The organism is Paenibacillus sonchi, from assembly GCF_016772475.1.
GTDB lineage: Bacteria > Bacillota > Bacilli > Paenibacillales > Paenibacillaceae > Paenibacillus_AQ > Paenibacillus_AQ sonchi.
Window position 1 is genome coordinate 3,658,668 of record NZ_CP068595.1, and the last position, 26,084, is coordinate 3,684,751.

A 26,084-nucleotide genomic window follows, 5' to 3' on the forward strand; every position below is an offset into this window, starting at 1 on the left:
CCGTGTATAAGGTCATGATTGTAGATGATGAAGCGTGGGCAATTAAAGGAATCTGCAACGCCTTTGATTGGGATAAGTATGGGTTTGAAATCGTCGGTCAATTTAAAAGCGCTTACAATGCCTGGGATGCCATAAGAGCGGATAAACCAGATCTGGTATTTACCGATATCCGTATGCCGGATATTTCCGGGCTGGATCTGATGAAGAGGGCCAAGACACACGGGCTGGACACTGAGTTTGTCATCGTAAGCGGATATGCGGAATTTGAATATGCTCAGGAAGCGCTGCGCTACGGAGCGCTGGATTATTTCCTGAAGCCATTGGATATTGATATGGCTGATCAGTTCATTATGAAGTTGGCCATGCATTTCTCCCGGAGAAGCGAAGCACGCAATCAAATCCTTCTGGATGCGCTGACCTCGGCAGATCAGGACGAGATAAAACGCTTATTGCCGTATTCCGATTGCGCGGCTGTATGTTATTACCGGGTGCTTGCGGTCGATTTCGAGGGCGAGAACAAGGATTTCAATACCCTGCTGTCTTTCAAGGGAAAGCCCATTCATGCTGTGGAGGTTGAAGCCGGAACCAGAAAAATGCTGGTTGTTCTGATGTCGGAGCATAGGGCTTGCTTAGAGGGATATTGGGATGAATGGGTTCTGGAAAATACCGGCATCAATGCTGTGGGCATCAGCAGCATCTCCAGCCAGCTTAAGCATATGAGCAAGCTGATTAAAGAAGCGGACATGTCCGCTTCCCAGGTATTTCTGGAGGAAGCCGGGGGCGTCGTTCACTACGAGCCGAAGCTTCATCTGGTGAAGCCATGTATCGATGAGATCTACCGTATCATCCAGGGAAATCAATTTGATGACATGGACGTGTTCATTATAGGGCTGCAGGAATACTTCAGAGATCATCATCTGGGGATGGCTGAAGTTGTCTACTTGTGGAATCAGGCAGCCGGAATCCTTATAAACGCTTATTCCGAGGAATTGAAGGATATGGAACTGGAATTCCTGAATTATTCCGAGATCAAGGAGCGTTTTGAACACTTTGAGTCTCTGTGCAGCTTTCTGCATGAGGTCCTGGCCTCTATCAGGCAGGAGAACAGCCGCTCTTTGCAGGAAGGGGACATCCTGTCCTGCTTCAACAGGATGGTCGCCTATATCAACCAGCACTTTGAGCAGAAATTGTATTTGAAGGATTTATCCGCCCAATTCTTCATCAACCAGGTGTATTGCTGTCAATTATTCAAAAAAAATCTGGGCAAAACCTTCTCTGAATATGTGTCGGAGCTCAGAATCAAGAAAGCCCGTGAGCTTCTGAAGCATACTGATCTGTCTATTGAGCAAATTGCGATTAAGGCCGGCTATGTGGATTATTATTACTTCAATAAAGTGTTCAAGAAGCATTGCGGCATTACGCCCACCAAATTCAGAAAAAGTTAATAGTTAATATAAACGGAGCAGCGGGCAGACCACTACAACGTAATGGTTACCCGGATATCCTGAGGATAGTTGCCGAACCCTTTGCCGAAAAGGCTGACCCCTCCACAGTGGACCGCGGTTTCTAGGCAGGAAATGCGGAAGCGCAGCTCCTGCCCCGCCCGGATATTCAATTGGCCAATGCGGGTGCCGGAGAACTGGACGCCGTCGATAAAGGTGCCGTTGCCGGTGATGGACAAGGTTTTGTGCAATCCGTATTGGGTATCTACCCACCAGGACGGGGTATACTGACCCCGCCTGCTCCCAAAGTCTCCCGGGCAGGTCCAGGTGGCCAGGTCCATGCCGTTGACGGAGAACGTAATGTCCGACGGCCAATTGTCGTTATACTTAGGGGCTTCTGAGCATAATTCCAGGGATATTGACAGGGCGGAAGCGCTCTGGTTCCCCACCAGATAGTTGGGAATCCGGTATTCCACAAAGCCGCTGGCGAACCACAGAAGCTCGGCCTTCGTATGCCCGGGGTCATCGAAGTAACGAGGATCGTCCAACATGCCGATCAGCTTCTCCGGCGAAGCTAATCCGCACGTTGGGCGGACTTCGTATGCAGAATACTGCCCGACGGGCAAATCCACGGTTAATTGGTTCTGGTCCGGCTGCTCCTCCGCAGCGCTTGACCGCAGCACCAAGGTTAGCTGGTCAAGCTTCAGTGTGCAGCGCTTCTGGGTGCCCCGTTTGCCCGCCAAATTCTCTGTGGCCACAATGCCGGCTTCCTCCAGCTTCAGAATATGCTTGGTGATAATGGCTGAGGAGAGCCCAAGGGCTTCCGCCAATTCCCCGATATTATAGGGTTTCTCATTCATTAGCTCGATCATGCGCACCCGGGTATCCGATGAAAAACACTCCAAAATCCGCATATTGGCTGTTGTTACATCCACCTTCATCATTTCACTCTCCTGACTGTTTTGATTATATAACTTAAAAGTTAACAAATCAACTTGAATGTTGACATAATGGAAAACTGTGCTTATTATATTAACTGAAATGTGATGAAGTTAATCTGTACATTATCTAATTGAAAGGGATGTCAACCATGACACAAACCGCCCTGCGGACGGAGTATCCACGGCCTCAATTTGTAAGAGCAGAATGGCAGCATCTGAATGGAACCTGGGAATTTGAATTTGACGATGAGCGGATCGGCGACGCCGCGGAGTGGAGCAGCGGGAATCACGCCTTTAGCCGCCAGATTCAGGTCCCGTTCACGTATCAGAGTAAATTGAGCGGTATCGAAGATACAGGATTCCACGATCTGGTGTGGTACAAGCGCAGCTTTACGGTTCCGGAGGAATGGGCAGGCCAGCGGGTCATCCTGCACTTCGGCGCAGTAGATTACCAGGCTACGGTCTGGGTTAACAACAGGCAGGTGGCCTATCACGAAGGCGGCCATACGCCGTTTCAGACGGATATTACGCTGGCTCTGCAAGCCGGAGAGAATTCTTTGGTAGTGCGGGCGGAAGACTTCAGCCGAGATGTAACCCTGCCACGGGGGAAGCAGTATTGGAAGGAGGATTCGGCTTCCATCTTCTACACCAGGACAACCGGAATCTGGCAGACAGTCTGGCTGGAGCCTGTGTCGGAGTACTATATCAGGAAGCTGAAATTCAAGCCGGATATTGACCGCAATGAAATCCAGATCCGCACGTTTTTGAATCAGGCTCCTGCAGGCTGCAAGGCGGAAGCCCGCATCGAAATCCGCTTCAAGGATGAATACCGGGCGGTTACAACCTTGTCTATTGACCATGCGGAGGAAACCCGTACCATCGGTCTCCATGATTTTAATGATCATAGCCTGGGCCGCTGGTGGTCTCCGGAGCATCCTAATCTGTATGAAGTCACCGTTACACTCTTCGTGGACGGTACCCAAGCGGATAAGGCGGAAAGCTACTTCGGCATGCGCAAAATCGCGGTGGAAGCCGGCAAGCTGATGCTGAACAACCGGATTTATTGTATGCGGCTGGTGCTGGATCAGGGGTATTTTCCAGAGGGGATTCTGACGGCGCCCAGCGACGGGGATTTGAAACGGGACATTGAGCTGGCCAAACAAATGGGCTTCAACGGCGCGCGCAAGCACCAGAAGATAGAGGATCCGCGTTACCTCTACTGGGCGGACCGGCTGGGTTATCTGGTATGGGGCGAGATGGCTAATGCTTATGCGTATTCGGAGGAATATGTGCGCAAGGTAACGGCGGAATGGCAGGAGGCCGTGGAGCGGGATTACAACCATCCGTCTCTGGTGGTGTGGGTTCCCCTTAACGAAAGCTGGGGGGTGCCGAACATCTTAATCGATAAGCGGCAGCAGCGGCACGCCATGGCGATGTATTTTCTGACCAAATCCCTGGATGACAGCAGGCTGGTTATCTCCAATGACGGTTGGGAGCAGATGACCACGGATCTGGTTACCATCCATGACTATGAGTGGAGGCGGGAGGACTTAACGGAGCGCTACAGCACCTTGGAGCGGACGCTAGTTGGAAAGCCGCACCGCAGGGAGCTGTTTGTTGGGGGAACCGCATATGCGGGCCAGCCGGTTCTGGTGACGGAGTTCGGAGGTATAGCCTATAAAAAAAGCGATTGGGAGGGTTGGGGCTACTCCGGTGCAGACAACGATGAGGATTTCCTGGCTAAGCTGGCGGACGTGATCGAACCGCTGCTGCAATCGCCTCATGTCCAAGGTATCTGTTATACTCAGCTGACCGATGTGGAGCAGGAGATCAACGGCCTGCTGACCTATGACCGGGTCCCCAAGGTTCCGTTAGAACATATTAAACAAATTGTTGCCGGGCAGTCGAGATAGGGGAATATATAAAGCGAACTTGAAAAACGAACAAAAGGGAAAAGGGATGGAGGGGAATTTTGGAACTGGAGGAGCGAATGCGTCCGCCTTTGTCTGCGGATTTCCACCGCGAAGAGCGGTAACAATCAAGAAATCTGCAGATGGGCAGCGGCCGGAAGTCCAAACATTCACCGAAGTCCCATATGTAAAGATCGTAAGTTCGCTCTATATAGATTGCACTACCGGAAAGTTCAGGACACATCCTTTCATTGGGGATTGTGTCCTTTTTTCTAAAACGGTTACAAAAACAATTTAAGATAGTACATTTTTTGGATTTTCTTCCGGAGGTAGAATGGGGACAATGGCTGGAAAAATCAATTGAACAGGAGATGAAAAAAATGAAAGCGGTTTTATGCGACCCGTAGAAGTCATCTAGGAGAGGCCATAGGCGTCGCAGGAAAACATAATGACATGATTCCAGGGAGGACTGAAAATGGTCAAGAAAAGATTCAGGTATCTGCTGGTTTGTCTCGCGGTGCTGCTGATGCTGCCGCAATGGAGCGGACCGGCTGTAGCGGCAGAGCCGATGCCGAGTACGCCCGATTCGGCACCACTATGGGAGGGAAAGAATGTGGCGGATTTCTACAATGTGATCATGCAGGTAGGAGCCGATCCTTGGGTTTACAAGCACACGGACGGCTATTACTACAACGTCTTTGTCAATGCCAGCGGCATCATGATCCGCAGAGCGAAGACCATCTCCGGCATTGATGCGGGCGAGAGAAGCCTAGCCTGGACACCGGTTAACGGTACGATGTACAGCTCCAATGTCTGGGCGCTGAAATGCACTATGTCCAAGATACCGATGGCAAATTCAAATGGTATATTTACTTCGCGGCTGATAACGGAGCCAACGCCAACCACCGCATGTACGTGCTGGAGAACGCCAATGAAAATCCGATGACAGGAACCTGGACGTTCAAAGGGAAGATTACCGATTCCACCGACCGTTGGGCAATCGATGGTACTGTGCTGACTGTAAACAAGCAGCATTATTTCATATGGTCCGGCTGGGAAGAAACGGACGGAAGCTTCCAGAATCTATATATTGCAAAGATGAGCGATCCGCGGACCATCAGCTCGGAACGGGTATTGATCTCGACGCCTGACCATGATTGGGAAACATCTCCGGGCAAGATCAATGAAGGCCCCCAAGTCACGATAAAGGGCGATACCATCAATCTGGTCTATTCCGCTAACGGAAGCTGGACAGACAGCTACTGCCTCGGGCTGATTACAGCCAAGATTGGCGATGATTTGATGAATCCCGGCTCCTGGGTAAAACAGGACCAGCCGATCTTCTCCAGCGCTAATGGCGTTTACGGGCCGGGTCACCACAGCATTGTTGCGTCTCCTGACGGTGCGGAGGACTGGATTATCTACCACGCTGCCCGCTGGCCGGGATCAGGCTGGACCCGCAAAGTCCACGCGCAGAAATTCACCTGGAACGAAGACAATACGCCGAACCTGGGAGAGCCCGCCGATCCGAACAAACCGGTTGCCAAGCCATCCGGCGAGCCGGTGCGACAGCGTTATGAAGCGGAAGATGCGCTGCTGGTGAAAGATCCGAACGGTGATACCTCTCCGGCTGTCCGGCGGGAAAGCAGCGCTTCAGGCGGGATGAAGATCGCCAACATTAATAATGCCAATGATTATGCCCAGTTTACAGTAAACGTGCCGGAGGCGGGATTCTATGTGATGTCCGTGCGCAATGCCAACGGCTCACCTAATGCGGCGGAAGCCTCCCATATCCTGTCGGTCAACGGCAGCTCCGGCGCCAATTTGAACATCGTCTATTCCGGTCCGAATCGTTGGGGGGCCTCCACGGCGAAAGTCTATCTGAAGGAAGGCGGCAATATCCTCCGCTTCTGGAAGGGGAACAACCTTGCCGAGATCGACAGCATGGATATATTCAAGCTGGATGCATCGGAAATTTTATTCGAATCACCGGGATACACGCTGGGGTTGGGTGAAACCCGCAATTTGCCCCTGTATACGGTAACAGGCACTACTTATACCGCTGTTGACACAGGAGCATCCTTCAGTTCTTCCAACCTTAAGGTTGCCGTTATTGACGGAGGGACTCAGGTTAAGGCTGTCGGGGCGGGCAGTACCACAATCACCGCAACCTATAACGGTAAAATGACCACGGCCAACGTTACCGTTATTGCTGAGCCTGAATCTGTGCAGTCTGTTGTCATGAGCGGATTGACCGGCATCCTGACCAGCGGGCAGACTAGCCAGCCCCTGCAGGTGACAGCACGCTATAACAACTATGAAGTGCAGAATGTGACAGCTGATGCTCAGTATACCAGCAGCAATCCCGGAGTCGCCCGGATTGATTCTAATTCGGCCACCCGATCGGTATATGCGGTCAAACCGGGCACAACGCTGATTACAGGCGAATACAACGGCAAGAAAGCGGCATTCCACTTGACGGTCATTGCTGCTTCGGATGCGGTTCAGGTTGTTTCAACGGTGAAGACTCCTTCCGGAGTGGCCCCTAAGCCCCCCGGCGTTGTGGATGTTGTCTACAATAGTAAGTCGAAGAAGGCAAAAATCGTCAGCTGGGAGCTGGCGGGACTTGACTTCAGCTCTCTTGGCACGGTTCAGGTACCTGTCACCCTGAAACTGGGTGGCCGTAATATTTCTTCCGCTATTACCGTAGAAGTGATTCCGGGCTGGGGTCTTGACGACATTGTGAATCAGCTCCGCAACCAGCTGGCTAATTTCTCATATCCTTTGGGCGATGGACTAGGCAACTATAATCAATCCAAGTATGATGCCTTCGTAGCCGAGGTGGATAAAGCGGAGAAAATGGCCGGAAATGCAGAACTGAGTAAAGAACAGTTTGACAGGGAGCTGGATAAACTTGCCGGGGCGGAAGCAGCCCTGTTAGGTTCGCTTAACAACATACAGGATGGCGTGCTCTATAACGCTTACCGGGATTTCTCCGGCGATACGGCGGGCAAATATCCTTACGGCATTATCACCGAAGCTCTGACCAATGGCGCTTCCGCCACCGTACAAGAAGAGAACGGGAATAAATTCCTGCGGCTGACCACAACTGCTGTTTCGGGCAAAGCAAACCTGTTCTTACCCTATACGGGCGAGGTCAAGGCTGAGGCGGATCAGCGTATCGTCATCGAATATCGCGCCAGATTAAACAGCAGCTTCCAGTACGCCAATGGCGCCATGATTCGAAATGACAGCGGTACGGGCAATTATTCGATGGTGACGGCTTTTGATACGGGAAAAATAATCGTGCAGGATGGCGGTACCAAGAAGGCAGTTCTAAACGTCGCAAACAATATATGGTACAAAGTTAAAATCGTGGCCAACTGGGATGCCAAGACGTACACCGTCTACATAGACGATGTTCCAGTGGCTATTGATTACAAATTTCGCCACACAGGCGGCGATAAGCTCACCGGACAGCTGTTTGGCGTCGACGGCTACGCCAATGCTTCCATCGACTTTGATGATTTCAAAGCTATGGTTATCTTGAAATGAGGTGAGCTAAGGTAATCAGAAGGCGACTTGTCTGCGGATAAGTTGCCTTTTTTCTCTTTTATTAGGTGAAATCATTGATGATTCAAAATGGGCTGAGCTTCAATCAGGGATTAGTGACCATAGCGAGTGATAAAAAATGCTTCCAAGTGAAACTTTGTATACTATATTTTTTAATAGGAGAGATAATGTAATATTCCGGGAGATTGCTTTTTATTTTGAAAAAAATATGTGATTACTGTAAGGGAGAGTGGGATATGAACCGAAAATTGACAGTATCGGCACCTTATATTACGACTTATCCGCCTTACGCTAATATTTTCTCAATGATTGGAAGCTGCAAGGACTCGATGAACTGGTTTTATAACAACTTTGTTGATTTGAAAATTGAAGATGACACCATTTTCTTTGCCGAACATCCAACATTATTTGGTTCATGCCCGTGGCTCAGCATTGAGAAATTAACAAGAGAGCAAATTCAACTGAAGTGGGACAGCTTTGTTCATTTTGTAATCGATTGTATCGATGCTGGCTGCTATTTGGATCTTACACTGGATCAATCGCAAATACCAAACGCTAAAAGGACAAAGAGCCCTTTTTTTCATGAAACACTGATCTTTGGCTATAATCGTTCTCAAGAGCTCATCTATATTGCCGATAATTTCGGACGGGGAGTCTACCAGACAACAGAGTGTACTTTTCTGGAAATCTCAAGGGCCTATGCCCATTTTAAGCCTGATTCTTATCTTGGAATTAACAAAATAAGCGTAACTGAGATTGATTATAATTTTGACCTGGAGTTTGTAATGAAGTCCATGAGCAGCTACATGAATTACCGTTTGAATTCCATCCATGACGCCTCTGATGTCTACTCTTTTTGGAATAATAAAATTATTAGATATAGCGAGCGTAATACGTTGGATATACGGGACTTCCATTTGTTGTGGAATCATAAAAAGTGCATGCTGGACCGGTTGGATTATATGAGGGAAAATGGTCATCTTGATAAAGAGAGAAAGTACGATGACTACATTGAAATCGTTAATCAAAGCCTTATTCAATTAAACTTCGCATTAAAATACTTAGTCACTAAAGACCATAAAATCGTTGATCGGATCATCTGCGGCAATAACCAAATCCGCGCAAAAGAGTTAGCGATTCTAGAAAGACTCTTCAAATGACAATGATACGAGGAGCATCCGTTATGAATAAAAAGATATTAAATTTAAATAAGCCTTTAATTACGACCTACCCACATCATGCAAATTTGTTTTCAATACTTGATTTGGATCAGCGGTCGCTTAGCTGGATTTTTCATAACTATTTATTGGTAATTCTTCATCATGATGAAAAAGGAGGGTATGGATTAGACCTTTGTTCCCAATATTATCCTTGGCATAAATTCAAATTAGCAACGTGTCCTATGTTAATTACCAGAGTCTATCAAAAAGAAATTATTCTTGGCAAATGGGATTTTCATGATTTTTTAGTGGAATTAATTAATAACGAAAACTATATATATTTTATTAGAGAGTATGCTGATGGAAGATCACATGAGGTGTTTATCTCGGGTTTTGACTTGTCCAGGAAAGAATTCCTATGTCATGATTTTTGGAATGGGGTATATGGCGAAAAATGGATTCCCTTTAGTGAAATAACACTCAAAAAAGATACAGCTTTTCAAAATGAGTGGTCCACAGATTATTTAAATGGCGTATGGGCAATTGAAAAAACAAACCAATATAAAGAACCAAATGAATTTTACTATGAAACCGTACTAAACTTTTCCCAAGAAGATTTATTGGATATTCTAAAAGAATATATTGGGATGAGTAACAACGTTCGGACGATCCTAAGAAAAGATAATAGATATCTTGGCTTAGAAATATATGACATTATGACAGAAATGCTGGAGAAACAGAAAAATAATATGGTTGGGCAACCATTTGCCATTCATCCGTTCCATTTGCTGTATGAACATAAAAAGCTGCTATCATTAGCTGCTGCCTGTACAAACAATTCCACCGTAAAAAAGGAATCAGAGCTGTTAATCAATGAAGCCTTTAAGCTTAGAAACGTGGTTCTTTACTGTAACCATTGTATCGCTGAGAAAGGAATATATAAAAAATACGAAGCTATCATTGAAAATATAATGAACTTAAAAAACATCGAATTAGCGATGATTCAAGCTTTAATCCAACATATAACAATAGAGTGATCAGAAGGCGGGATATCCCAATAATATTTGACAAAAGCTTCTAGCGAAAATATATTATATAGTAAGTAATCGTTTACTTCAATGAATACGGGGAAATATCAGTTGGGGTATCAGAGATGCTTAATGCGAAACGAGACAGGTGTAATTAAGATGACTGAAAAAAAGAATGTCAGTATTAAAGATGTCGCTCTGAGGGCTAATGTTTCTACGGCTACGGTTTCACACGTCATTAACGGGACACGGTTTGTGTCCAATGAGACGAAACAGAAGGTGCACTTTGCAATGAATGAGTTGAACTTCCGAATCAATTCGGTAGCCCGCTCACTACGCAGCCGCAGGTCATATATTATTGCGTTTCTTGCACCGATCCTTGCTTCTGAAACTTCGAACTTTTATTTTATGTCGGTAGCAGCCGGAGTTCAAAGCGTATTGAAACAAAGGGGCTATCATCTTATTTTGAGTGATTCCAGTGATAATGTTGAAGCGGAAAACAAAGAAATCAGTATGTTTGATTCACAAATGATTGACGGACTGATTGTGGCTCCGGCCAGCCGGGATTCTGATTACGAACAGCTATTTGGAGAGTATCCTGTGGTTTATATTGATAGGGTGCCTAATCATTGTGAGCGGGATTCCGTTCTCATTGACAACAAAACTGTGACTAAGGAAGCAACACAAAGGATTCTGGACAAAGGCCACCGAAGAATTGCTTTTTTATCCGGTCCCCTTTCGGTAACAACAACGATTGAACGGTATGAGGGTTATTCTGAAACATTGAAGAACGCAGGCCTTGAACTGGATGATTCGTTGATTTGTTTTGAAGAGGTGAGCTTTGAGAACGGATACAATAAGATGGGAGATTTGCTGGAGAAGAATCCGACAGCTATTTTTGTGACGGATAATGTAATGGCAATGGGAGCCATGACGTATTTGCAAGACCATTCGATTCGTATACCGGACCAGCTGGCCGTTGTTGGATTCGATGATGTTCAGTGGACACGGGTCACTCATCCGCCGTTAACCGTTATTCAACAGCCGTCATTTCAGCTTGGTGTAAAAACTGCGGAAGTGATATTGCAGAGAATTGAGGACGGTACTTCTGGAAAAGAGGAACATCGCTTAAAAGCCAATTTTTTAGTCAGACAATCGCTCTGACTTTTTTTTGAAGTTAAAGTAATCGATTACGTAAACGATTAATTCTTTTCACTACCAACATTAAGTTGTTTTCTTTGCTGAACGGGCAGGGAATCTTCCCCTGTTCGTTTTTTTATTTCACAACCCAAAGCAAAGGAAGATGAGCTCCATGGGCAAGAAAATTTATTGACAACGCTATCAAAAACGAATAAAATCAGGTGTATAAAAACGATTACGCAAACGATTACCTGCCTTTGTAACAAGGATTTTGGCAAATGTGTTTTATTAAAAAATAATATAATCGGAGCATATGCCGGCCTTAACAATGAGTAGCAGGGAGAGCCTATAAAAATTAGATATAAAAGCTCTTGATCAATACGTAATCGTTTACCTTGGAGATGGAGGAAAAAATGCATGCTTGGGAAAATGAAGAAGAACTATGAATTGTACCTATTGATTTTGATCCCAGTAGCCTATTTTACGATTTTTAAATATTGGCCTATGTATGGGGTGCAAATCGCATTTAAAGACTTTGTAGCTTCCAAAGGGGTCTGGGGCAGCGAGTGGGTAGGGCTGGAGCATTTTCAACGTTTTTTTGAATCATACAATTTCAAGCAAATCGTAGGAAATACTCTTTTACTAAGCTTGCTCAATTTAGCTATAGCTTTTCCCTTTCCCATTATTGTAGCGATTATGCTGAATCAATTGAGACAGCAAAAGATGAAAAAGTTCATTCAAACTACGATTTACGCGCCGTATTTCATTTCAACCGTCGTATTGGTCGGTATGCTGTTCATCTTCCTGTCCCCCACCAGCGGCTTGGTGAATCATATTGTAACCGCCTTCGGCGGCGAACCGATTATGTTCATGGGAGAGGAGAAATGGTTCAGGCCTCTGTACATATTCTCATCCGTATGGCAGGAAACCGGATTTGCATCAGTTATCTATCTGGCCGCCCTGGCAGGGATCGACCCCATTTGCATGAAGCAGCGGTTATGGATGGTGCATCCAAATGGCATCGGATCCGGCATATTGATTTACCGGGTATTGCTCCTACCATTATTGTTTTGTTCATTATGGCTGTTGGCAATTTAATGAACGTTGGGTTTGAAAAGGCGTTCCTTATGCAGACTGATTTGAATGTCGCTACATCCGAGATTATTCCGACTTACGTATACAAAGTGGGGATTCAGCGGGCGGAATACAGCTTTTCGGCAGCAATCGGATTGTTTAACTCAGTGATAAACCTGATCCTACTGGTCATTGTGAATAAAACTACCAAGAAAATAAGCGGCAAGGGCTTGTTTTAGGGCTAAGAACGTCTGTTAGAAGAAGGGGAGAAACCATGTTAAAGAGAAAAACGAAATCTGATCTGGCCTTTGATATTATCAATTATTTGTTTCTGGGCTGCTTCACCTTAATGATACTGTATCCCTTGTATTTCATAGTGATTGCTTCTATAAGTGACCCTAACAAGATTTATTCCGGTGATGTATGGTTACTGCCGCAAAATATAACCTTTGACGGATATAAAAGGATTTTCAGCGACGGTTCAATATGGAACGGCTATAAGAATTCCATTCTATACGCGGTGCTGAATGGATTTGTCAGCACAACTCTCGTCATTATGGCGGCTTATCCGCTTTCGAGGAAAGATTTTTATGGCAGAAATGTAATTATGACCTTTTTTATCATCACGATGTTCTTTAACGGCGGCATTATTCCTACTTATCTGGTTGTAAAAGATCTGCATTTGATGAACTCGATGTGGGCGGTCATTCTCCCTGGTGCAATGGATGCTTTCCTGATTATTATTGCAAAAACCTTTTTCGAGGAGCTGCCTGATGAATTGAGAGAGGCCGCTGCCATTGATGGGGCAAAGAATCTCAGATATTTATGGAGTATTGTCCTTCCATTATCTAAACCGATTATTGCAGTTCTTGTCCTCTTCGCAGTTGTGCGCCAATGGAACGGATTCTTTGATGCTCTAATTTATTTGAGTGATGGCGATAAGTTTCCGTTACAACTGGTCCTGCGCAACATTCTGATCCAAAGCCAACCGTCCGGGAATATGCTTATGGACATTGACAACATGCTGGCCAAGCAGCGGGTAACAGAATTGATCAAGTTCGGAGTCATTATCGTTTCCGCAGTTCCGCTGCTAGCCTTATACCCGTTCTTGCAAAGATATTTTGTTAAGGGGGTCATGGTGGGTTCGGTGAAAGGATAAGACCTGACCTGTCAGACCGCCGTTAAGGAGGTGTTGTGGAGCCGGATTGGAATGGGACTGGATCATCCCGAATCAAGAAAGTATAAATGAGCAGATTCAACAGGGAGGTTAAGAAGGATGAACAAAAAAGCTGCAGGTCTTTTGGCAGTGATGATGGCCGTTTCCGTGTTTGCTACGGCATGCAACGGTAACAATGAAAGCAGCAACGGAAACACTGGTACAAATACAGAGAATAGTGGGAATCAAGCAGTTGACAATGCATCCATTCAGTTTCCACTAAAAGAAAAAACCACCTTAAAGGTGGTTGCCCGGAGAGCTCCGCTGGCGCCAAGCGATTATAACGAAATGACCATGGCTAAAAAACTTGAGGAAATGTCAAATGTTCATATCGATTGGAATACCATTGTCGAGACAGATTACAACGAGAAGAAGAATCTGCTGATAGCAAGTGGCGACTTGCCTGAAATGTTCTTCGGAGCCGGGTTCACAGATACAGAGTTGATGAAATATGGTAAGGACGGCACTATTATACCTCTAAATGATTTGATTGACAAACACATGCCCAACTTGAAAGCGTTATTTGACAAAAGACCGGATATCAAAGCTGAGGTTACTGCCCCGGACGGCAATATCTATTCCCTTCCTGCGGGTGAGGAGCTGGGAACAGGTCAAGAAGAGATTGGTGCCAACCCTGATTTCCTCTATATAAATGAAGATTGGCTGAAAAAGCTAGGGTTATCAATGCCAACCACCCTTCAAGAATATCATGATGTACTGGTTGCCTTTAAAACTAAAGATCCGAATGGCAACGGAAAAGCAGATGAAATTCCGCTATCCTTCGTCAATGCATTCTGGACGGGTGATATCGGTTATCTGTTCGGAGCCTTCGGTGTACCGGACAAAACCTATCAACCTGCCAATAATGCATACGCTGAACATTTAAATGTGGACAACGGCAAGGTTTCCTATGCAGCTATTCAAGATGGATATAAAGATGCTGTAAGGGAGATTGCGAAATGGGTCGGGGAGGGGCTTGTTGATCAGGAATCCTTCACTCAAGAATATACGCAATATTATGCGAAAGGGAAGACAGAGCAGGAAACTCTTGGCTCTTTTCTCTGGTGGGATCATACGGACGTAGTAGGCCCTGAACGTGACAAACATTATCCGATCGTCCCTCCGTTTAAAGATATGGTTGTCAAATGGAACAATGGTTCCGCACTTTCCAGAGGCGGTTCGGTTATTACGAAAGAAGCAAAAAATCCGGCCTTGGTTGCCGCATGGCTGGATTTGATATACAAACCGGAAACCACCGCGGAAGTCCGTTGGGGCCCAGTTGGCGAATGGTTTGAGAAATCAGCCGATGGCAAGCTGGTACAGAAGTCGGATATCAGCAATCCGGGTGAGTTCCGTCAAAAAGTATCACTGGGTGGAGGAGGAGTATTCACGGGTGAAGACTTCGAAAACATTGCACCTCCGGAAGCACGGGCACAGCAAAGACTGGATGATATCAAAAATATTTTTGTACCGCAAATGCAGAAGGAGAAATACCCGAATATCTTCTTCACAGAAGAAGAGTTGAAGACTATCGATAAGCTGAAACCGGAGATCCAAACCTATACTAACTCCATGCGCGCCAAATTCATGTTGAAGGGGGTTTCTGACTCCGAGTGGAGCGATTACCTGGCCTCGCTTAAAAATATGGGCTTGGACGATTTGATGAAAGTATACCAAGATGGATACGACCGTTATCTCGCAGCTCTAAAATAAATTGCAATGGTAAGGCGTGTAGCAAGCCTGGATGAGAGACCTTTAGTCAGGCTTGCTACACATGTTTTTATATATAAATGATGGACTAGGAGTGGAAAACCATATGGTTGATATTACAGCAATAGGAGAAGTACTGATTGATTTTACTCCTGCAGGCTTGTCTGAAAAGGGGGAGCAGCTGTTTGAATGCAATCCCGGCGGAGCCCCTGCGAATGTGGTTGTTGTGTTGGCCAAACTTGGGAAATCCACGGCATTTATCGGCAAGGTCGGTGAAGACCAGTTTGGGGAGTATCTTACCCAGGTTTTGCGGGAAAATGGTGTGAGTACCAAGGGTTTGGTGAAGGAAAGCCGTGCTAAAACAACGCTGGCTTTTGTCCATCTCAGAGAAGACGGCGACCGTTCATTCAGCTTCTACCGTAACCCTGGTGCCGATATGCTTCTGGGAATTGATGATATAGACCTGGAACAGATCAAAGGTACGAAAATCTTTCATTTCGGCTCCGTATCGATGACCCATGAGCCTTCTGCTAGTGCAACCCTGAAAGCGTGCGTCCAGGCGAAAGAGAATGGAGCTCTGATTTCATTTGACCCCAACCTGAGACCTGCACTTTGGCAGGATTTGGAGCAGGCGAAGACCAAGATCAAAGAAGGGCTTGCTCTTGCGGATATTGTCAAAATTTCCGAAGAGGAACTTCCGTTTATTACGGGTCTCACGGATTTGGAAGAGGGTACCCGTCAAATTCAGACCCAGTTCAAGGTGAAAGTGGTCCTGGTGACCAAGGCTGAAAAAGGGTGCTTCATCCGGTTCGGTCCCGGCTCCAAATGGGCGGATGTTCCCGGTTACAAAGTAGATACCGTGGACACCACCGGAGCGGGAGATGCATTCTTGGGCGGTTTCCTCTATCAGTTGCTCGAGAGAGGAGGCAGTATCGAACAGATCAGAGCTCAGGACTGGATTCCCATTGTAAGCTTCGCTAATGCAGTAGGTGCTCTGGTGACGACAAGAAAAGGAGCCATACCGGCCATTCCAACCTATCAGCAGGCTGCTACATTAGTTCAGTCGGCCGGCGCGGATTACTCCAAAGAATCTTACAGGCCTCAATTCCATTACTCACCACCGGCTATGTGGCTGAATGACCCGAACGGAATGGTCTACTTTGAAGGAGAGTACCATTTGATGTACCAGCACCATCCCGAAAGCACCGTATGGGGTCCTATGCACTGGGGCCATGCGGTGAGCAAGGATTTGGTGAACTGGGAAACACTTCCTGTAGCCATGTCACCGGATCATAACGGTGCCATTTTCTCTGGAAGCGCAGTGGTGGATTGGAAGGATACCAGCGGATTTTTTGATGGCGGGGCAGGCTTGGTGGCTATATTCACCCATGCGGATATCTACCCGGGTTCAGACAGACCGAGGCAGCGCCAAAGCTTGGCGTACAGTAAGGACAAAGGCAGAAGCTGGTCGTTTTACGCAGGAAATCCGGTCCTGTCTGACGTTGAAATCACCGACTTTCGTGATCCCAAAGTCTTCTGGATGGAGGAAGCCGGCGTCTGGGTAATGGTGCTGGCGTGCGGCGATCATATCCGTTTTTATCGGTCTGCTAACTTGAAGGATTGGGATTTTGCCAGCGAATTCGGGAAGTCGGAGGGTTCACATTACGGTGTGTGGGAATGTCCGGATCTATTTGAGTTATCCGTCGATGGGTCCAATCTGAAAAAATGGGTACTGCTCGTAAGTATCGGAGACAATCCGGATTATCCGGAAGGCTCCAAAACCCAATATTTCATTGGAAGCTTTGACGGCTGGGAATTTGTAAATGAGAATACTCCTGATACGGTGCTGTGGATGGATGAGGGAAGGGATAATTATGCGGCAGTATCCTGGTCGGATATTCCGGAGGAAGACGGACGGTGCGTAATTATCGGCTGGATGAGTAACTGGAGCTACGCCAAGCAGATACCAACCGGTTCCTGGCGGGGCGCTATGACCCTCCCCCGCGTACTGTCCCTGACCAGCCGGAACGGGAGTGTAGTTCTATCTCAAATGCCTGTTCAGGAGATAGAGCAGCTGCGGAAAGAGTCGCTCTCCTGGAGTGATGTATCGGTTACACGGGAGGCCCCGTTTATTCACGGGACTAATGATGATCTGCTGGAGATTGAGGTAGACCTTGATATCCGCTCCGGAGACGAAGTTCAAATCAAGTTGAGGTCTTCCGGGCAGAGTGAGACGATTATCGGTTATGACCCTGAGCGCGAGTGGTTGTTTATCGACCGGTCACAATCTGGTCTGACTGATTTCAATCCGTCATTTGCATGTAAGCATGGTGCCAGATTAGCTCCAGAGAACGGGAGCATTAAGCTCCGTATCTGGCTGGACCGCAGTGTGGTTGAAGTGTTCGCGAATGAAGGACTGGTTGCGCTGACTGATCAAATTTTCCCGGATGAGCCAATCGACACTGTCTGGATAAGCGCAGAGACAGGAAAAGCTGAGCTTCATTCCCTTCATATCCATACGCTTCATTCCATTCATATGCTCCATGGCAGCATAGGGCAGATATCAAGGAGGGTTCATGTATGAGCGGAATAATCGATAATAACGGGCTAATCATGTATTGGGCTTTTGATGAAGGAACCGGAGCAAACGCTATGGAGAGCATATCCCAAGTCAAGGATGATATTCAGTATGTGTTTAACCAGGCGGAGTTCACCGAACCATGTTCTCCGCAGTGGAGAAAGGGAGTAACGGGAAGCGGGCTTCTGTTCGACGGTTACTCGACTTATATTGCCCATCCGGCGAATCAGGAAGATCCGAATGCTGAGCCAGAGTCGCTATCAGCTCTCAGTATCGGGGTATGGGTTGCTCCGCGCACCTACGAATGGGGACATGAAGGCAAGCTGGCCGCCATCGTGAACCGACACAATAAGGATCTCAAGCAGGGTTATCTGCTCGGTATGTTCCGCCACGGCTCCTGGTCCTTCCAAGTCGGACTGGAGGGAGGGGAATGGAAGGAGCTTTGGTCTCCTGAAGGCTATGAATTACCCAAAAATGAATGGTCATACGTAAATGCCGTGTTCGACGGGAATCAAGGAGAAATCAAGCTGTTTCTGAACGGCAGCGTAATGGCTTCGGCTGCTGTGCCCCGCGGTTCCCGCCTGGCTGAGGCGGTAGACACAGAGCTGCTCATCGGCAGGAATAACCACAGCACTCTGCTGGCGGAAGTGTTCAGTCTTCACATGTTCAGCGGAATCATGGATGAGCTGAAGATTTATAACCGCGCTCTGAGTAATGAGGAAGTGGCTGCTTCTTATCAGGAGGTGCTGGATTCCACACATGAAGGCGCCCGGCCGCAAGTCAGCTATGATGAGATCAAGCTGGACCGCACTCCCTTGCTGGCGGACCGGCACAGACCGCAATATCATGTCAGCCCGCCGGCCCATTGGATGAATGAGCCTCATGCGCCGATCTATTTTGACGGGCAATATCATTTGTTCTATCAGCATAACCCGCAAGGGCCGTACTTTCATCATATCCATTGGGGACATTGGGTAAGCGAGGACCTGGTGCATTGGCGTGATCTTCCTATAGCCTTGGCACCTGAGAAGGATCAGCTAGCACCGGACGGAATCTGGTCAGGAAGCGCGTCCTATGATGCAGACGGCCTGCCCGTCCTGTTCTTTACGGCGGGGAATGACAGTGCCTCACCGAATCAGAGTGTGGCGCTCGCCAGAAGCACCTATTCCGAAGACGGAGATCCTGATCTGGTCAGGTGGACCAAACATCCGGAGCCGCTCATTGTACAGCAAAAGGGGATGGGGGCGTTCGGAGATTTCCGGGACCCGTTCGTGTGGAAGGATGAGGACGGCTGGTATGCTCTGGTCGGGTCAGGGATTGAAGGCGGAGGCGGAGCAGCGCTGGCGTTTGCGTCAGAGGATATGCTGAATTGGACGTATAAAGGACCATTTTTTGAAGCGGATATTCAGAAGTTCCCCTATCTTGGACCCATTTGGGAGCTCCCTGTATTTCTTCCTCTTGGCAGCGACAAGCAAGGTGTGCGCAAGCATGTCCTGCTGGTCAGCCCTGTGGGAGCAGGCGCCGATGTTGAGGTTTTCTATTGGATCGGTCAGTTTGACAAGCACGGGCTATCATTCATACCGGATCAAGAGGAACCCCAATTGATAGATGTCGGCGATTTCCATTTTACCGGTCCAAGCGGAATGGTGGATCCGAAGACGGGCAGAAATATCGTTTTTACGATTGCCCAAGGGGACCGGACATCGGAGCTGGAATACCAATCGGGTTGGGCTCATAACGGCGGTTTGCCGCTAAGCGTGTATTTGCGGGAGGATGGACGGCTGGGAATCGAGCCGATTCAGGAACTTCAATCGCTGCGCGGTGCCAAACGGTTATCGCTCCGCGACAAGTCATTGGCTGAAGCTAATGTGCTGCTGAAGGATGTACAAGGCGACATGCTGGAGATTCAACTGGAGATTGAGCCGGAAAGTGCTACTCAATTTGGAATTAAAGTTCGAAGATCACCGGATGGGGAAGAAGAAACCCTGCTGTATTATGATGTAAATGAAGCTATGTTCTTGGTGGACCGGACGAAAACAACGCAACATCCGGGAGAAAAATGCAGCGGGGTTCAGGGCGGCAAACTGGAGCTGCCGGGAGAAAATCTGAAGCTGCACATCTATTTGGACCGCTCCATGGTCGAAGCCTATGCCAACGGACTAAAAAGCCTGACGACGCGGGTGTATCCGGGCCGTAAGGATGCTTTGGGCCTTGAAATCTGGGGAACCGGGGAACTGTTGGTTAAATCCATGGAGATTTGGGAAATGCAGTCCATTTGGTAGCAGGAGCGCCTAGGCGCTCCTTACTATACCATATGGGTGATGTAACTATCTAAGCCAAGTAGTAAGTACTCCTCGAAATGGAAACGCTTCATTTACACGCCTCTCTTACTTCATGACAATGCATCCTTGTATATAGAGACCAATTTCTAAATTGGGTACGAATGTTTGCATGAATACTAAATGATGAAGGAGGCTCGTTGATGAAAGAAATCAAAAGAAGCAGAGCATGGATCTCCAAAATGGTGATTGGGGTAATGGTTCTTCAGCTTGCAGCTCCCGGAATATCTGCTGCAGCCGGAACGAAGGCTGATGTTGAGGAAGCACTTAGTCCACAGGTGAACATGGGATTGCCGGTTACGGATGCGGTCTATCACATTCCTGAGGCTGACGAGGAGTTGTCAGTTACGGATACCGTCTATCAAATCCAAAATCCAGGCTTCGAAACTGGAGATATGACAGGCTGGACGGTTGTCAGAGGTCAAGCGTTCGGACCGGACAGTGTATCGGATGAAACCACTTGGTGGGCGGAACAAATCCCGTACAACCAGGAAGGTACTTATCATCTAAACGGCTGGAAGCATGACGAGGCTGCGACCGGCGTGCTTCGTTCCAGCACCTTCGAGCTGGGCGGCAGCGGCTGGATCAGCTTCAAGCTTGGCGGTGCGAAAAATCCAAACAAGGCATATGTAAATATCGTGGAAGCCCAGACGGGTCAAGTGATTGCCCGGTATGGCAATAGCGCCTTCGCTGACGTTGGTTTCCCGAATCCCGCACAGGGCCTGCGGCTTGCCAATATGGAGCAGTATAAGGCGGATCTTTCTGAATATCTAGGCAAGAAGCTGTACGTGGAGATCGTCGATAATGCAACGACGGACTGGGGAGTGGTATTTGCGGATGCGTTCTTCATGTACCATGAATCCGAGCCGGCGGATGGAATTACCGCTACGGATATCAAGCCGGATTTCAAACGCTATCAAATCGAAAATCCCGGTTTTGAAACCGGAAACTTAACAGGCTGGACGGTTGTAGAAGGCGAGGCGTTTGGTCCGAACAGCGTATCGGACGAAACCACCTATTGGGTCGAGCAAATCCCGTATAACCAGGAAGGCACCTATCATTTAAACGGCTTAAAGTATAACGAGGCTGCGACCGGCAAGCTTCGTTCCAGCACCTTCGAGCTGGGCGGAACGGGCTGGATTACCTTCAGACTGGGCGGAGGCAAGCATACGGATCAAGTGTATGTGAACGTCATCAATGCGGACACAGGTGAACTTATTGCCAGGTACGGCAACACCGAATTTAACGAGTCCGGGTTCCCGTATCCGGCACAGGGCCTGAGACTCGCGAATATGGAGCAATATAAAGCTGATCTCTCCAAGGATATCGGGAAGAAGCTTTATGTGGAGATCGTCGATAATGGACACGCGGATTGGGGAGTAATCTTTGCGGACGCCTTCCACACCTTCAATGAACTCGTGCCGGAAGAAGGAGTCATGGCAGATAACATTATGCCGACGGAAATCCAGAATCCCAGCTTTGAAACCGGAAATTTAGAGAGCTGGACCGCCCAGGGCAACGCTTTTCAAGTGAACAATGATGCTCAAGCTGGTAAAGAAGGGAATTATTATGCCAAATCCTCCTTGGAAGGACAGGGCTCGATTACCTCCAATACCTTTACGCTTCAGGGGACCGGGACTATTAACTTCACTGTTTTAGGCATCAATAATCCGCAGGACGCCTACGTCGCATTATATGATGCCAGCACTAATACGTTGCTTGAGAAGACCGGGGATGTCAGTGCGAATGAGAAGATTTCCTGGAAAATGCAGATGCACTACAATAAGAGGCTTTATATCAAGGTTATCGATCAATCCAATCAAGCGGGTATTTCCGTTGACGCTTTTCAGGCTCATGGTACGGGTACCATTTTCTACATGAATCTGGATGAAGGCGCAGGAAAAAAGGCGCTTGAGGAAGTAAGCAATCTTGAACACGATGTGAATTATGTATTTAACAACGCCAGATACATGGACTCCAAGGAACCAAGATGGACACCGCACGGAGTAAAAGGCGGCGCCCTGTTGTTCGATGGATATTCAAATGATATCGAGGTCAAGGCAAAGGATACCGTTCCTGTAAGCGATGCGTTGATGCTTGAAGCCTGGGTCGCGCCGCGCAGCTACGAATGGGGAGACGGAAACAAGCTGTCTGCAATTGTGAACCAGTCTGATCAGGATAAGGCGGAAGGCTTCGCGCTTGGCATGTACCGGCATGGCACATGGTCGATGCAGGCCGGGATTGGCGGCCAATGGATTCAGGTATGGGTCAAAGATCATCCGCTCGAAAAATACAAGTGGAATTACGTGGCGGCTACCTTCGACAAAAAGGATGGAATGATTAAGCTGTACCTGAATGGTCAGGAAGTGGCTTCCCAAGCGACCCCTGTCAACGTTCCGATCTCGCCTTCTACGGAAAATCTGGTGATCGGTAAAAACAATAGACCTGTAGAGTTTGCGGGATTGTTCTCCTACAATATGTTCAGCGGACTGATCGATGAAGTGAAGCTGCAGAACAAAGCGCTTACGGGCCAGGAGATCCTTGCTGAATACGAGAGTGTACAAACGCTTCACGGCGGCACGGTTCCGGAAATTCCAAATGGGGATATCGATGAGGACCCCAGTGTGTTCGACGGTGACCAGCACCGTCCGCAGTACCATGCGATGCCTCCGCAAAACTGGATGAATGAAGCGCATGCGCCCATTTATTATAACGGCAAATATCATTTATTTTATCAGCATAACCCGCAGGGTCCATACTGGCATCAAATCCACTGGGGACATTGGGTAAGTGACGATATGGTGCATTGGGAGAATGTAAGGCCTGCACTTGCGCCTGAAGCGGGCACCCTTGATCCGGATGGAGTATGGTCAGGCAGTGCAGCATATGACCGCGATGGCAATCCCGTTCTCTTCTACACCGCCGGTAATGACTCGCTGTCGCCGAACCAAAGAACAGGGCTTGCAACGCCGGCTGATTTGTCGGACCCTAATCTGGAGAAGTGGGAGAAATATCCTGAACCGGTTACAGAGCAGAACGGAAACGGTATTCATAACGAATTCAGAGACCCGTTTGTATGGTATGACAAAGAGACAGACAAGTGGTATCAGCTGGTAACCTCTGGTCTTAAAGACTTTAGCAGCGGTACAGCGTTGGTATACGTATCCGACGATATGTACAACTGGGAGTATAAGGGGCCATTATACGTCAGTGACAGAAGCCTGTATCCGGAGCTTGGCACGGTATGGGAACTGCCGGTGCTGCTGCCGTTAGGCAAGGACAGCACCGGCAAGAAGAAGTATATTTTCATGATCAACCCGCATGAGAAACCGGAGCAGGTTCCGCCGGCTAACGATGTGCAAAGGGATGTTGAGGTTTTTTACTGGATCGGAACCTGGGACCGGGATAATTTCAAGTTTATACCCGACCAGGCTGCGCCATCCAAAATGGATGTGGGCGACGGCTATTTAACCGCAGAGAGCGGTATGGTCACCCCTGACGGAAGAACGGTCGTGTTCTCCATGGTGCAGAATGTAAGAACACCTCAGGCAGAATATCAAGCCGGATGGGCCCATAATCTGGCACTGCCGGTTTCCTTGAGCCTGGATGAGCATGATGAATTGCGCATTGAGCCGATTCAAGAATTGCAGAGTCTGCGGGGTGCCAAACTGGTGGATTTTGCAGACAAAAATCTGCAGGCTGCCAATCAATTGATCCAAAATGTCAAAGGCGACATGCTGGAGATTGTGATGGAGATTGATCCGGGCGAAGCCCAGAAATTCGGTCTTAAGGTGCGGCGCTCCGATAACGGCCAGGAGGAAACGCTGATTTACTATGACAAGACGGCCGGGACCTTCAATGTGGACCGGACCAAGAGCAGCATTGACCCGGATGTGCGTGTGGATGGCATCCAAGGCGGATATGTGGATCTGAAGGGAGAGAATCTGAAGCTCCATATTTTCCTGGACCGCTCGGTTGTCGAAGCCTTTGCCAATGATAAGAAAAAACTGACCACACGTGTCTACGTAGGAAGATACGATTCCTTGGGCTTGCAGGTATGGGCCGACAACGATATTACGGTCAAGTCGATGGAAGTATGGAATATGAATGCCTTGACAGGTGAACCGGCTGCTCCGGTTGATGTGCCTGACAACTGGGACAATTCGGTGTACAGCGATATTACGGATCTGCCTAACCATGATTTTGCCACAGGCGACTTAACAGGCTGGATTACCGAAGGGGACGCCTTCCAGGATGTCCATGTGACGGATGCCCAGTTTTTCTGGGAGACGATCTACTTCAATCCGTCGCATAAAATTCCGGGCGGCTATCATTTGTGGGGCTTCAACGAGGAAGCTGGCGGTGACAGCTTAACGGGAACGCTGAAATCGCAGAATTTCGTCCTGGGCGGGAACGGCAAGATCAACTTCCTGGTCAGCGGCGGGCGTGATATCGATAAGCTCTATGTTGCGCTGGTCCGGGCATCGGACGGCAAAGAGCTATTTAAAGAGACCGCCACGAATTATGAGGAGTATCAACGGAAGATTTGGGATGCATCGCAGTATATCGGCCAGGAGCTTTACATCAAGGTGGTTGACCAATCCACAGGCGGCTTCGGACATATTAACGTCGATGATTTCAATGTACCGGTTAAAGTGCAGAATCCGACGAATCCGGTGAATCCGAATAACCCGGCCGGCCCGGCTGATCCAACCGATCCAACCGATCCGGCCGGTCCGACTGACCCAAGCGGTCCAAGTGACCCAAACGGTCCAAGTGACCCAAACGGTCCAAGTTCTTCGACAGATCCAACCAGTAGAGCTGTCCCAACTAGTACTCCGGGCAGCCCTGTGATTCCGGCAAGCAAACCGGAGAGCCAGAACAGCTTGTCATTTGAAATGGCAAAGGGAGAGCGGCAGGTGCTGTTCCCTGTGGCCACGGCTGCAAATGACGGCAAGAATGCCCTGAAGATTAAAAATTCAGGTGTGGAAATCGAAGTCCCTGCAGAAGTATTGAAGGAATTGCAGGCACAGGTTACGGGCGGCGAGCAAGAACATGCAAAGATTTCTTTTGAAATGGAAGCTTTATCTTCAGAGCAAAGCAAAGAACGGATTGCGCAAGCCGGACAAAAGAATCAGGCAGCCATCTCTGCGGCTGGAGAGGTCTACGACTTCAAGTTGTCTATTGTGAAGCCCGATGGAACGAAACTTACGCTTGAGAAGTTCTCCAAACCCGTCACAATCAGACTGACTACACAGGAGAATGCCCAACAAGGTCTGACGGGCATTTATTACATCGCTGATGACGGAAGACTGGAGTATGTGGGAGGAACGTTTGCGGGCAGTAAATGGACAGCGAATGTGAGCCATTTCAGTACGTTTGCCGTCCTTACTTATGACAAATCGTTTGAAGATGTTAATGCCTCTTATTGGGCCTATGACGTAATTAAAAGAATGGCCGCACAGCAAATGGTCTCAGGTGTGAGTGAAACGGCATTCGCCCCGAAGCAGGAGGTGAGCAGGGCCGAATTCGCCTCCTTGATCACCCGTGCACTCGGAATATCAGCGACGAAGTCAGCCGTATTCAAGGATGTGGAATCAACGAAGTGGTACGCTGCTTCCATTGCCGCAGCATACGAAGCGGGAATTGTAACCGGAAGAAGCACGGATACCTTTGCACCCGACGACACCATCAGCCGTGAAGAAATGGCGTCCATGATTTACAAAGCGTATCTGCTCCATACAGGACAGAACGCTGCCGTTAATCGCCAAAGTGATTTTAAGGATGCCGGTACGATCAGCGCCTGGGCTGCAAATGCGGTCGCTGCCGTACAGGAGCTAGGATTAATCAGCGGGCGCGGGAACCAATTGTTCATGCCGCAGGAACAGGTTAACCGTGCAGAGAGTGCACAAGTTATCGCGCTGTTGCTGGATAAATTCAATAAATAATAACTGTTAAAGGAACGGGGAATAT

At 48.1% G+C, this 26,084-nt stretch carries 13 protein-coding genes and 1 pseudogene; 13 read left to right on the forward strand and 1 reads right to left on the reverse strand.

Annotated features, from left to right (window positions below):
- Positions 1-2 precede the first annotated feature (2 nt).
- The gene (locus JI735_RS16625; protein ID WP_039833090.1) at positions 3-1,445 is read left to right on the forward strand and encodes a response regulator transcription factor; all 1,443 of its coding nucleotides are present in this window, start codon (positions 3-5) and stop codon (positions 1,443-1,445) included.
- Between the two features lie 32 nt (positions 1,446-1,477).
- Here JI735_RS16625 and JI735_RS16630 read toward each other — a convergent pair whose 3' ends face one another.
- Entirely contained in the window at positions 1,478-2,383 is a 906-nt protein-coding gene (locus JI735_RS16630; RefSeq protein WP_039833089.1) for an ArsR/SmtB family transcription factor, read from the reverse strand.
- A gap of 149 nt (positions 2,384-2,532) precedes the next feature.
- On the opposite strand from JI735_RS16630, the gene JI735_RS16635 reads away from it, so the two are divergent.
- From JI735_RS16635 to JI735_RS35860, 12 genes and pseudogenes are all read left to right on the forward strand, one after another.
- On the forward strand, positions 2,533-4,296 hold the full coding sequence (locus JI735_RS16635) for a glycoside hydrolase family 2 protein (protein WP_085979229.1): 1,764 nt from the start codon (positions 2,533-2,535) through the stop codon (positions 4,294-4,296).
- 472 nt (positions 4,297-4,768) lie between these two features.
- Positions 4,769-5,239 carry a glycoside hydrolase family protein gene (locus tag JI735_RS35855; protein WP_233476433.1) on the forward strand — a complete coding sequence of 157 codons (471 nt, stop codon included), beginning with the start codon at positions 4,769-4,771 and terminating at the stop codon, positions 5,237-5,239.
- A complete protein-coding gene (locus JI735_RS16640) occupies positions 5,203-7,848 on the forward strand; it encodes a family 43 glycosylhydrolase (protein WP_233476481.1) in 2,646 nt (881 codons plus the stop codon). Before JI735_RS35855 ends, JI735_RS16640 begins: the two co-directional genes overlap by 37 nt.
- 254 nt (positions 7,849-8,102) lie before the next feature.
- The gene (locus JI735_RS16645) at positions 8,103-9,026 is read left to right on the forward strand and encodes a hypothetical protein (protein WP_039833084.1); all 924 of its coding nucleotides are present in this window, start codon (positions 8,103-8,105) and stop codon (positions 9,024-9,026) included.
- Positions 9,027-9,049: 23 nt separating this feature from the next.
- Positions 9,050-10,063 (forward strand): hypothetical protein, encoded by a 1,014-nt coding sequence (locus tag JI735_RS16650; protein ID WP_039833083.1) that lies wholly within the window; start codon positions 9,050-9,052, stop codon positions 10,061-10,063.
- 150 nt (positions 10,064-10,213) lie between these two features.
- The gene (locus JI735_RS16655; protein ID WP_039833082.1) at positions 10,214-11,218 is read left to right on the forward strand and encodes a LacI family DNA-binding transcriptional regulator; all 1,005 of its coding nucleotides are present in this window, start codon (positions 10,214-10,216) and stop codon (positions 11,216-11,218) included.
- Between the two features lie 393 nt (positions 11,219-11,611).
- Positions 11,612-12,507, forward strand: a pseudogene (locus JI735_RS16660) (ABC transporter permease).
- Between the two features lie 35 nt (positions 12,508-12,542).
- Positions 12,543-13,427, forward strand: a complete 885-nt coding sequence (locus tag JI735_RS16665; RefSeq protein ID WP_039833080.1) for a carbohydrate ABC transporter permease — start codon at positions 12,543-12,545, stop codon at positions 13,425-13,427.
- A gap of 117 nt (positions 13,428-13,544) precedes the next feature.
- Positions 13,545-15,197 carry a type 2 periplasmic-binding domain-containing protein gene (locus JI735_RS16670; RefSeq protein WP_039833079.1) on the forward strand — a complete coding sequence of 551 codons (1,653 nt, stop codon included), beginning with the start codon at positions 13,545-13,547 and terminating at the stop codon, positions 15,195-15,197.
- Between the two features lie 103 nt (positions 15,198-15,300).
- Entirely contained in the window at positions 15,301-17,778 is a 2,478-nt protein-coding gene (locus tag JI735_RS16675; protein ID WP_039833078.1) for a PfkB family carbohydrate kinase, read from the forward strand.
- The gene (locus tag JI735_RS16680) at positions 17,775-20,054 is read left to right on the forward strand and encodes a GH32 C-terminal domain-containing protein (protein ID WP_039833077.1); all 2,280 of its coding nucleotides are present in this window, start codon (positions 17,775-17,777) and stop codon (positions 20,052-20,054) included. The genes JI735_RS16675 and JI735_RS16680 overlap by 4 nt, the downstream gene beginning before the upstream one ends.
- A 200-nt stretch (positions 20,055-20,254) precedes the next feature.
- The gene (locus JI735_RS35860) at positions 20,255-26,059 is read left to right on the forward strand and encodes an S-layer homology domain-containing protein (protein WP_083886384.1); all 5,805 of its coding nucleotides are present in this window, start codon (positions 20,255-20,257) and stop codon (positions 26,057-26,059) included.
- The last annotated feature ends 25 nt before the right edge of the window (positions 26,060-26,084 follow it).

What these genes read in the sequence shown, in the direction of transcription:
- JI735_RS35855 (WP_233476433.1), top strand. Translation starts at nt 4,769, where the DNA reads ATGGTCAAGAAAAGATTCAGGTATCTGCTGGTTTGTCTCGCGGTGCTG.
- JI735_RS16650 (WP_039833083.1), top strand. Translation starts at nt 9,050, where the DNA reads ATGAATAAAAAGATATTAAATTTAAATAAGCCTTTAATTACGACCTAC.
- JI735_RS16640 (WP_233476481.1), top strand. Translation starts at nt 5,203, where the DNA reads ATGTACGTGCTGGAGAACGCCAATGAAAATCCGATGACAGGAACCTGG.
- JI735_RS16645 (WP_039833084.1), top strand. Translation starts at nt 8,103, where the DNA reads ATGAACCGAAAATTGACAGTATCGGCACCTTATATTACGACTTATCCG.
- JI735_RS16635 (WP_085979229.1), top strand. Translation starts at nt 2,533, where the DNA reads ATGACACAAACCGCCCTGCGGACGGAGTATCCACGGCCTCAATTTGTA.
- JI735_RS16655 (WP_039833082.1), top strand. Translation starts at nt 10,214, where the DNA reads ATGACTGAAAAAAAGAATGTCAGTATTAAAGATGTCGCTCTGAGGGCT.
- JI735_RS16680 (WP_039833077.1), top strand. Translation starts at nt 17,775, where the DNA reads ATGAGCGGAATAATCGATAATAACGGGCTAATCATGTATTGGGCTTTT.
- JI735_RS16665 (WP_039833080.1), top strand. Translation starts at nt 12,543, where the DNA reads ATGTTAAAGAGAAAAACGAAATCTGATCTGGCCTTTGATATTATCAAT.
- JI735_RS16675 (WP_039833078.1), top strand. Translation starts at nt 15,301, where the DNA reads ATGGTTGATATTACAGCAATAGGAGAAGTACTGATTGATTTTACTCCT.
- JI735_RS16630 (WP_039833089.1), bottom strand. Translation starts at nt 2,383, where the DNA reads ATGAAGGTGGATGTAACAACAGCCAATATGCGGATTTTGGAGTGTTTT.
- JI735_RS35860 (WP_083886384.1), top strand. Translation starts at nt 20,255, where the DNA reads ATGAAAGAAATCAAAAGAAGCAGAGCATGGATCTCCAAAATGGTGATT.
- JI735_RS16670 (WP_039833079.1), top strand. Translation starts at nt 13,545, where the DNA reads ATGAACAAAAAAGCTGCAGGTCTTTTGGCAGTGATGATGGCCGTTTCC.